This window comes from Pseudomonas sp. GL-B-12 (genome assembly GCF_019955895.1).
Classification (GTDB): domain Bacteria; phylum Pseudomonadota; class Gammaproteobacteria; order Pseudomonadales; family Pseudomonadaceae; genus Aquipseudomonas.
Map to the genome: position 1 here is coordinate 99,385 of NZ_JAHBCX010000012.1, position 10,028 is coordinate 109,412.

General features: G+C 60.5%; 7 protein-coding genes. 6 read left to right on the forward strand and 1 reads right to left on the reverse strand.

The window, feature by feature from the left end; genetic code table 11:
* Nucleotides 1–944: 944 nt before the first annotated feature.
* From KGA85_RS08685 to KGA85_RS08710, 6 genes are all read left to right on the forward strand, one after another.
* The gene (locus KGA85_RS08685; protein WP_223459798.1) at nucleotides 945–2,105 is read left to right on the forward strand and encodes an efflux RND transporter periplasmic adaptor subunit; all 1,161 of its coding nucleotides are present in this window, start codon (nucleotides 945–947) and stop codon (nucleotides 2,103–2,105) included.
* Nucleotides 2,102–5,215 carry a multidrug efflux RND transporter permease subunit gene (locus KGA85_RS08690; RefSeq protein ID WP_223543057.1) on the forward strand — a complete coding sequence of 1,038 codons (3,114 nt, stop codon included), beginning with the start codon at nucleotides 2,102–2,104 and terminating at the stop codon, nucleotides 5,213–5,215. Before KGA85_RS08685 ends, KGA85_RS08690 begins: the two co-directional genes overlap by 4 nt.
* 9 nt (nucleotides 5,216–5,224) lie before the next feature.
* Entirely contained in the window at nucleotides 5,225–5,902 is a 678-nt protein-coding gene (locus KGA85_RS08695) for a heavy metal response regulator transcription factor (protein ID WP_056726212.1), read from the forward strand.
* Nucleotides 5,892–7,256 (forward strand): heavy metal sensor histidine kinase, encoded by a 1,365-nt coding sequence (locus tag KGA85_RS08700; protein WP_223459801.1) that lies wholly within the window; start codon nucleotides 5,892–5,894, stop codon nucleotides 7,254–7,256. Before KGA85_RS08695 ends, KGA85_RS08700 begins: the two co-directional genes overlap by 11 nt.
* A 285-nt stretch (nucleotides 7,257–7,541) precedes the next feature.
* A complete protein-coding gene (locus KGA85_RS08705) occupies nucleotides 7,542–7,772 on the forward strand; it encodes a hypothetical protein (RefSeq protein ID WP_223459802.1) in 231 nt (76 codons plus the stop codon).
* A 247-nt stretch (nucleotides 7,773–8,019) separates the two neighbouring features.
* Complete coding sequence (locus KGA85_RS08710; RefSeq protein WP_223459803.1) at nucleotides 8,020–9,522, forward strand: sensor domain-containing diguanylate cyclase; 1,503 nt, start codon at nucleotides 8,020–8,022, stop codon at nucleotides 9,520–9,522.
* Nucleotides 9,523–9,723: 201 nt separating this feature from the next.
* Here the strand turns inward: KGA85_RS08710 and KGA85_RS08715 are convergent.
* On the reverse strand, nucleotides 9,724–10,028 hold a 305-nt coding region (locus KGA85_RS08715), incomplete at its 5' end, for a group II intron maturase-specific domain-containing protein (RefSeq protein WP_223543058.1).

Consider the following 10,028-nt stretch of genomic DNA (forward strand, 5'->3'; position numbering starts at 1 on the left):
TGGCCCTGGCGATTGTCGCCATGCCAGTCCGGTACCTCGACGAAGCCCGGATTGGGCTCGTGCTCAAGCGCAGGAGAGCTTTCAGGAACCTGACTGACTTAGAAATAGGAAGCTTCTGAGGGGCGCGTAGGAATCGTCCGGAATGGGACTATTTGACCCGGATTAGAAATGTCTCAAGCGGGGGAAGCATGCAGTGTTCGGCTTGAGTTTATTGCGAGTGCATGAATGCCTTCGCTGGTAAGCCAGCTCCTGCCGGAGCACGTATGCGCTTGAGATCAGGTCGGCTGGGCAATGTCGCCATTTAGCGCGGTAGTAGTGCCCCATGCCGATCAAACTGTGGGAGCTGGCTTGCCAGCGATGGCGTCGGGTCAGTCACCATTGAAGTTGGATGGACTGCCGTCATCGCGAGCAAGCTCGCTCCCACAGAAGAGCAAAAACAGATCGGCGTACACCCGTTGCTTCTCACCACTCATCAGGCCGAGCGTTAGCTCGCCTGCAGCTCTTGATCTTGATCCACCCGCCCCCTCGGGAGGCTGAGCGGAGGCGTTCATCCGGGGATTGGCGCGCAGCGCCGTTCGACGCAGTCGAACTCATTGCATGTAGGTCGAAGCGAAGCCGACCGGAGGGCAATGCCCCCGGATGAATGTCGGAGCGAAGGAACGCCGAGCCCCAGCGAGGGGCCGGACGTTCGGGGCGAGACCTTTTGGTTCCTTTTGGGGCGTTTGCCAAAAGGGACTCGCCGTAAGGGCGAAACCGCCAGCCGCCGTTACCGAAAAAACGGATATGTACACGGTCAACCAAGAACATGGTCGGCCCAGAGGCCGCCAAGTCCCACAAACTGACAGCGCTGTCAGTTAGCAGTCACCCTCCTGACCAGCAAACAGGTTTATAAAGGAAACTACCTTACCCACCTACCGACCACCCAGCCCCGGCGCCCCACTCGCATGCGAATCCAGAAAAAACCCGCCCTGCTCGTCGCCCTTCTGATCGTCCTGGCAGCGCTGGGCCTGTGGTACGCCAACAAACCGGCCAAGGCCAAACTCGCCACCCCCAGCGCCATCCCCGTGCGCGTGGTCGCCGTCGCCGAAAAAGACGTGCCGCGCTACGTCAGTGGCATCGGTTCGGTGCTGTCCCTGCACAGCGTAGTGGTCCGCCCGCAAATCGACGGCATTCTCACCAAAATCATGGTCAAGGAAGGCCAACTGGTGAAAAAAGACGACCTGCTGGCCACCATCGACGACCGCTCGATCCGCGCCAGCCTTGACCAGGCCCGGGCTCAACTCGGCGAAAGCCAGGCGCAGCTGCAAGTGGCGCTGGTCAACCTTAAACGCTACAAACTGCTGAGCGTTGACGACGGCGTTTCCAAGCAGACCTACGACCAGCAACAAGCGCTGGTGAACCAACTCAAAGCCACCGCCCAAGGCAATCAGGCTTCAATCGACGCAGCTCAGGTACAACTTTCCTACACACAGATTCGTTCCCCAGTAACCGGTCGTGTCGGCATTCGCACCGTGGACGAAGGCAACTTCCTGCGCATGACCGACACCCAGGGCCTGTTCACGGTGACCCAGATCGACCCAATCGCTGTGGAGTTCTCCCTGCCGCAGCAAATGCTGCCGACCCTGCAAGGCCTGATCAACGACCCACAGCACGCCCGGGTCAAGGCCTACATCGGTGCCGACACCGACGGCGAAACCGGCAACCTGCTCGGCGAAGGTCACCTGACCTTGATCGACAACCAGATCAACGCCAACACCGGCACTATCCGCGCCAAGGCCGAATTCGACAACGACGCACAGAAGCTCTGGCCGGGCCTGCTGGTGACGGTAAAGATTCAGACAGCCCTGGATAAAGATGCGCTGGTGGTGCCGCCGACAGTCGTACAACGCGGCCTCGACCAGCACTTCGTGTACCGGGTCAATGGGGACAAGGTCGAAGTCGTGCAGGTGCAGATGGTCTATCAAGGCAGCGGCCAGGACATCATCAAGGGTGTGAAGCCGGGTGATGTACTGGTCAGCGATGGTCAGTCGCGGCTCAAGCCCGGCGCTACTGTGCAAGTGCTGACCGAGCCGCCTCAAGTGGTGCGATCGGAGGCGGCGCAATGAAGGGCCATGGTTCGGTTTCAGCCTGGTGCATCGACCACCCGGTGGCCACGGTCCTGCTGACGTTCGCCCTGGTGCTGCTGGGTGTCATCGCGTTTCCGCGCCTGCCGGTAGCGCCGTTGCCGGAGGCAGAATTCCCGACCATCCAGGTGGCCGCGCAACTTCCCGGCGCCAGCCCGGAAACCATGGCTTCCTCGGTGGCCACGCCCCTTGAAGTGCAATTCAGTGCCATTCCCGGCGTAACCCAGATGACCTCGAGCAGTGCACTGGGCTCGACCAACCTGACCCTGCAATTCACCCTCGACAAGAGCATCGACACCGCCGCCCAGGAAGTGCAGGCGGCGATCAATACTGCCGCGGGCAAACTGCCCAAGGACATGCCGAACCTGCCGACCTGGCGCAAGGTCAACCCGGCCGACAGCCCGGTGCTGATCCTCAGCGTCAACTCGTCGCTGATGCCAGGCCCCGAGCTCAGCGACCTGACGGAAACCCTGTTGTCCCGTCAGCTCAGTCAGGTCGACGGTGTAGGCCAGGTCGTCATCACCGGTCAGCAGCGTCCGGCGATCCGCGTCCAGGTTTCGGCGGACAAGCTCGCGGCCATCGGCCTGACCCTCGCCGACATCCGCCTGGCGATCCAGCAGACCAGCCTCAACCTGGCCAAGGGTGCGCTGTACGGGGAGTCGAGCATCTCGACCCTGTCCACCAACGACCAGTTGTTCCACCCGGAGGACTACAGCCAGCTGATTGTTTCCTACAAGGACGGTGCACCGGTTCATCTGCGCGATGTCGCCAAAGTCGTCAACGGTTCGGAAGATGCCTACATCCAGGCTTGGGCGGGCTCGCAACCGGGGGTCAACCTGGTGATCTTCCGCCAACCAGGCGCCAACATCGTCGAGACCGTGGACCGCATCCAGGCCGCCTTGCCGGCACTGGAAGCGATGCTCCCCGCCTCGGTGCAGGTCAAGACGCTGATCGACCGCACCCAGACCATCCGTGCCTCGCTGCATGAAGTGGAAATCACCCTGCTGATTGCAATCATGTTGGTGGTGGCGGTGATGGCGCTGTTCCTGCGCCAACTGTCAGCCACGCTGATCGTGTCGGCAGTGCTCGGCGTGTCACTGATCGCCAGTTTTGCGCTGATGCATGTGATGGGCTTCAGCCTGAACAACCTCACGCTGGTGGCGATCGTGGTCGCCGTGGGCTTTGTGGTGGACGATGCAATCGTGGTGGTGGAGAACATTCACCGCCATCTGGAGGCCGGTGACGGCATGCGCGAGGCGGCGATCAAGGGCGCTGGCGAGATCGGCTTCACGGTGGTGTCGATCAGTTTCTCGCTGGTGGCAGCGTTCATTCCGCTGCTGTTCATGGGTGGTGTGGTCGGGCGACTGTTCAAGGAGTTCGCCCTGACCGCCACCTCCACTATTTTGATTTCGGTAGTGGTTTCGCTGACATTGGCGCCAACGCTGGCAGCGCTGTTCATGCGGGCACCGGTGCATCACGCTCATAGCAAACCGGGCTTTGGTGAACGTCTGCTGGCGTGGTACGAAAAAGGCCTGCGCAGCGCCCTCGCCCACCAGAAAATGATGATCGGCGTGTTCGGCCTGTCGCTGGGGTTGGCGGTCGCCGGTTACATCTTTATCCCTAAAGGTTTCTTCCCGATCCAGGACACTGGCTTCGTCCTCGGTACCACCGAAGCGGCTGCGGATATTTCCTACGGCGACATGGTGAAAAAACACCTGGCGATGGCCGAAATCGTTGCCGCCGACCCCGCTGTCGAAACCTTCTCGCACTCAGTCGGCGTCTCGGGCAGCAACCAGACCATTGCCAACGGCCGCTTCTGGATTACCCTGAAAAAACGCGGGGATCGCGACGTCTCGGCCAGCCAGTTCATCGACCGGATTCGCCCGCAACTGATGAAAGTCCCGGGCATCGTCCTGTACCTGCGTGCAGGGCAAGACATCAACCTCAGCTCAGGCCCGAGCCGCGCCCAGTACCAATACGTGCTCAAGAGCAACGACGGTGCGACCCTCAGCACCTGGACCCAACGCCTGACGGAAAAACTGCGCGCCAACCCGGCCTTCCGCGACATTTCCAACGACCTGCAACTGGGCGGCAGCATCACCCACATCAGCATCGACCGCAGCGCCGCCGCACGTTTCGGCCTCACCGCCAGCGACGTCGACGAAGCCCTGTACGATGCCTTCGGCCAGCGTCAGGTCAATGAATTCCAGACCCAGGTCAACCAGTACAACGTGATCCTGGAGCTGGACACCAAGCAACGCGGCAAGGCCGAAAGCCTCAACTATTTCTACCTGCGCTCGCCCCTGAGCGGGGAAATGGTGCCGCTGTCGGCCCTGGCCAGGTTCGATGCGCCGACCATCGGCCCGCTGTCCATCGCCCATGACGGCATGTTCCCCGCCGCCAACCTGTCGTTCAACCTGGCCCCCGGCGTGGCGTTGGGCGATGCGGTGATCATGCTCAACCAGGCCAAGGCCGACATCGGCATGCCGACCGCCATCAGCGGCAACTTCCAGGGCGCGGCCCAGGCGTTCCAGAGTTCGCTGGCCAGCCAGCCATGGCTGATCCTGGCGGCGCTGGTGGCGGTGTACATCATTCTCGGCGTGCTCTACGAGAGCTTCGTGCACCCGCTGACGATCATTTCGACTTTGCCTTCGGCGGGCCTCGGTGCGGTAATCATGCTGTGGATTTGCGGCCAGGACTTTTCGATCATGGCCTTGATCGGGCTGGTGTTGTTGATCGGTATCGTCAAGAAAAACGGCATCCTGATGATCGACTTCGCCCTCGAAGCGCAGCGCAATGGCGGACTGTCGCCTGAAGAGGCGATCTTCAAGGCCTGTATCACGCGGTTCCGGCCGATCATCATGACCACCCTCGCCGCCCTTCTTGGCGCCTTGCCACTGATGCTTGGCTACGGCACCGGTGCCGAGTTGCGTCAGCCCCTGGGGATCGCCGTCGTCGGCGGTTTGCTGGTGAGCCAGGCGCTGACGCTGTTCACCACGCCGGTCATATACTTGTGGCTTGAGCGGCTATTCCATCGACACTCACTCCCACCAGCGTCAGCACCGGATCCAGTGCTGACGACCACAGACTGAGGCGGGGTCATGCGCGTTCTGATTATCGAAGACGAAGAAAAAACCGCGGACTATCTGCACCGCGGCCTGACGGAACAGGGTTTCACCGTGGATCTGGCCCGCGATGGTGTGGAAGGCCTGCACCTGGCACTGGAAAGCGACTACGCGGTGATCGTCCTCGACGTGATGCTGCCGGGCCTCGACGGCTTCGGTGTGTTGCGCGCCCTGCGTGCGCGCAAGCAAACCCCGGTGATCATGCTCACCGCCCGCGAGCGTGTGGAAGACCGCATCAAGGGCCTGCGTGAAGGCGCCGATGACTATCTGGGCAAACCGTTTTCCTTCCTGGAACTGGTGGCGCGCCTGCAAGCGCTGACCCGCCGTAGCGGTGGCCATGAACCGGTGCAGGTGAGCATCGCCGACCTGTGGATAGATTTGATCAGCCGCAAGGCCACCCGCGCCGGTACACGTCTGGACCTGACCGCCAAGGAGTTCTCGCTGCTCAGCGTACTAGCCCGGCGCCAGGGCGAAATCCTCTCGAAAACCGCCATCGCCGAAATGGTCTGGGACATCAATTTCGACAGCGACGCCAACGTCGTCGAAGTCGCGATCAAACGCCTGCGGGCCAAGCTCGACGGGCCGTTTGAAGAGAAACTGCTGCACACCATTCGCGGCATGGGTTATGTGCTGGAGAGCCGTGGTGTCCAGTAATTCCATTGCCTTGCGTCTGAGCGGGATGTTCACGCTGGTGGCGCTTCTGGTGTTCCTGTTGATCGGCTGGGCGCTGTACCAACAGGTCGACAAAGGCCTGGGCCTGTTGCCCGAAGCCGAACTGGATGCGCGCTACAGCGTGCTCGAATCCACGGTCGGTCGTTACGGCACGCCCGAGCATTGGGTGAAGATCAACAACAAGCTCAACCTGCTGAGTGAAGAAGACAAGCGCATCAGTTTCTGGATCATCAGTGGCGATCCACACTACGAATACGGCAACCCGACACCACAGATCCGCGCCTTTTCCCAAGGGCCGCTGGGCACGCGCGACATGCATCTGCCGGATCATCCGTATCCGCTGAAAGTGCTGGTCAGCGAATTCCCGGCCAAGGACCAGCGCCCAGCGCTGCGCTTCATGATCGCCATCGACACCGAAACGTTTTTCCATACCCAGCATCACCTGCTGGTCGCGCTGATCAGCCTGGCGATTGTCGGTGTGCTGCTGGCCTCGGCACTGGGTTATTGGGTGGCGCGGATCGGGCTCAAGCCGCTAATCAAACTGTCCCAGGAAGCCCAGCGCCTGGCCCCGCCGTTGCGCTCCGGGCGCTTGCGATTGTCACCGTTGCCGCCGGAGCTTGATCAATTCGTCAGTTCATTCAACTCGACTCTGGAGCGGGTCGAGCAGGCCTACTCGCGCCTTGAATCGTTCAATGCCGACGTCGCCCACGAACTGCGCTCGCCACTGACCAACCTGATCGGCCAGACCCAGGTCGCGTTGACCCGCGGGCGCTCCGCCGAACATTACTTCGAAGTGCTGCAATCGAACCTCGAAGAGCTTGAGCGACTGCGTTCGATCATCAACGACATGCTGTTCCTCGCCAGCGCCGATCAGGGTAGCAAGGCGACCAAACTGACATCCACGTCACTGGCGGAGGAAGTGGCCACGACCCTGGAATATCTGGATTTCATTCTCGAAGACGCTCAGGTCCAGGTTGAGGTCAGTGGTGACGCGCAAGTAAGGATCGAGATCGCCCATCTGCGCCGGGCGTTGATCAACTTGTTGAATAACGCGGTGCAGCACACCGCGCCCGGGCAGGTGATTCAAGTGCGGATCGAAGCCCAGGAGCATCAAGTCAGCATCGGCGTCGCCAACCCCGGCTCGCCGATTGCCAGTGAGCATCTGCCGCGCCTGTTCGAACGCTTCTACCGGGTCGATGCGTCGCGCAGCAACAGCGGCCACAATCACGGCTTGGGGCTGGCCATCGTCAAGGCGATTGCGTTGATGCATGGCGGCGATGTGTTCGTGCGCAGTGATCATGGGATGAATACGTTCGGCATACATCTTCCCATCTGAGTTTCGTCAATTCCCTGTGGCGAGGGGGCTTGCCCCCGTTGGGCTGCGCAGCGGCCCCAAGATATACAGCCACGATTTACCTGATACACCTTGCATACCGGATTTACGACGGCTTCGCCGCCGAACGGGGGCAAGCCCCCTCGCCACAGGGAATATGTGCTCGCGCCTATCGATCTTTGCTTTTGCTGTAACAGTCCTTTCATGAATCCGCTCTTTTTCCCCTCGCCTCATATCCTTATCTTTGCCTGCACCAAACAGCACTTGCCAAGCAAGAAGGTTTTAAAGATGTCCAACAGTATGGGTATTGCCAGCGCTTTCGTTTTGTCCTCTTTTTTCCTGTCGCCGATGGCGATGGTGATGGCGGAAGAATCGCAGACTTTCGTCGCGCATAGCGCCGCACGCGCTGCGACGTTCGAAGAGCATCAGATCGAGATGACAGCCAAGGCTGTGCAAGACGCCCAAGCCCCGCAAGCATCCAGCAGCAAGGCCCAGTCACGGGCCGAGAAAGACAGCTGATCTGCACCGATCACTCTCGTTTCCCCCGACACTTTTCATCGGCTCTTCCCTTTGAAAAGTTGTCTTCAAAGCCGCTGCTGTCAGCGGCTTTTTTTATAGTGACGACTCGACCTTCTTTGCAATTTCTGCAACGAAAGTCACTGACGCCCACACTATTGATCAATCGCTCGAGCAACAGGAACGATTCACTCGGCTGCTGCGTTTATGCAACTACGCTTACAGCGTCCCTTTAGCAGACGTCAGCCCTATGACCGCAAGCCGCACCGCACATTTTCAAGGCCCCTCCGGGCGACCCGAGATCATGGTGATCTTGGGCAGCACCCTGACAGTCATCTCGATCCTGTGCATCGTCACTTTCCTGCTGATCCGCGAACACGCCAACGCCCAGCAGACTGCCACACGCAGCGCGACCACCATCGCGCAACTGATCGATGCCGATGTCCTGCGCACGGTCGAGCTCTATGACTTGACCTTGCAGGGCCTGATTGCCGCCGCCCAACGGGACGACCTGAAACAGGTTTCGCCGCAGATCCGTCATCTGGTGCTGTTCGACCGCTCTACCACCGCGCGCTACAAGGGCGACATCCTGCTGCTGGACAAGCACGGCGACGTGCTGGCCGACTCATCATTGATCGAACCGAAACCGGGCAATTTCGCTGACCGCGATTATTTCCTGGCCCATGTCTTCAATCGCAATACCGGCATGTATATCAGCCGACCGTTCAAGCCGCGCTGCGACTGCGATGACAGCGACGAATGGCGCATCAGTTTCAGCCGGCGCATTTCTTCGCCCACGGGTGAGTTTCTGGGGGTTGCGGTAGCCTCGATGCGCATGAGCTACTTCGACCAACTGTTCAACAGCCTCGAAATCGGCTCCGGCAGTACGCTGGGCATCATCAACGACGACGGGATTCTCCTGGCGCAGAAGCCGTACCGTGAACAAAACGCCATCGGCAAAAGCTTCTCCAGCCGTCCCAACGTCGTACGCATGCTGCGCGAGCGCAGTGGCACCTTTGAAAGCGTGTCGAGTGTCGACCAGCAACGGCGCCTGTACACCTTTTCCCGGGTCGGCAATCTACCGCTGACCGTCATCGTGGCCCTTTCCATCGATGAAGTGTTTGCCACCTGGAACCGCACCGTCTATGTGATCAGCGGTGCTACCGGGGTTTTGTGCATCGGCCTGTTGTGGCTGTCCTGGCTGCTCTGCCGCGAGCTGCGACTGCGCCAATATGCCGAGCAGGAATTGGCGCAACTGGCGGCCACCGATGCCTTGACCGGCGTGGCCAACCGTCGATCCCTTGATCAGACCCTGCGCCATGAATGGTTTCGCGCGCAGCGCAGTGGCAAGCCGTTGTCGTTGCTGATGATCGATGCCGATCACTTCAAGGCCTTCAATGACCGGCACGGGCATCAGGCCGGCGACGAAGCCTTGCGGGCATTGGCCGAGGTCATCCGCGCCAATGTCCATCGCCCGGCGGACCTGGTGGCTCGCTATGGTGGCGAAGAGTTTTCAGTGGTCCTGGCCGAAACTGGCAGCGAAGGCGCGCAGCAGATCGCCGAACATATCCGCGAGGCGGTGCAAAAACTGCCACTGGTGGACGCTGGTGAGCAGCCGATGAGCGTGAGTATCGGCATTGCCACCTGGACAGCGGCCAGCGATATCAACCTGGAGCAATTGCTGTTCAGTGCGGACAAGGCGTTGTATCAGGCCAAGGAAGGGGGGCGTAACCGGGTTGTTTGTGCCGAATAGGATTTTCATTGGATGGGCGGACGCCATCGCGAGCAAGCTCGCACAGGGGAATGCAATCCACTGTGTGCGAGCTTGCTCGCGATGAGGTCAGCCCAGGCACTACAAACTTCGGAATCGGCATAGGGGACGGCCTTCATAGGCCGTACCCCTGCCACACCACCCGGCATGCGGGTCCGCACCGGGCGGTTCGAGAGATTGAGGTTATGAGAGGCGCACCAGTCCCAGCCTGTCAAACCACGCTAGATCCAACACTCGATTCAGCTCAAATCGGCTGTTACGCCACCAGCTATACGAGTTGGCCGCCACTTTCCGGGCCGTTTGGCTGCTGGCTCCCAGCGCCCTCAGTTCGCGGTAGATCGTCGGTCCACGCCTCCACTGCTTAAGCTGGATCGCTCGCAATCGGTGCCGCATCCACTCGTCCAGCTCTCGCCAGATTCTCGGCGTTTGTGACAACCCAAAGTAAGTTTTCCAGCCCAGAAGATAAGGGCGTAGATTCTCGACAACTT

Bases quoted from the DNA above. Each gene is read 5' to 3' on its own strand.
- KGA85_RS08685 (WP_223459798.1), top strand. From the start codon at position 945: ATGCGAATCCAGAAAAAACCCGCCCTGCTCGTCGCCCTTCTGATCGTC.
- KGA85_RS08690 (WP_223543057.1), top strand. From the start codon at position 2,102: ATGAAGGGCCATGGTTCGGTTTCAGCCTGGTGCATCGACCACCCGGTG.
- KGA85_RS08695 (WP_056726212.1), top strand. From the start codon at position 5,225: ATGCGCGTTCTGATTATCGAAGACGAAGAAAAAACCGCGGACTATCTG.
- KGA85_RS08705 (WP_223459802.1), top strand. From the start codon at position 7,542: ATGTCCAACAGTATGGGTATTGCCAGCGCTTTCGTTTTGTCCTCTTTT.
- KGA85_RS08710 (WP_223459803.1), top strand. From the start codon at position 8,020: ATGACCGCAAGCCGCACCGCACATTTTCAAGGCCCCTCCGGGCGACCC.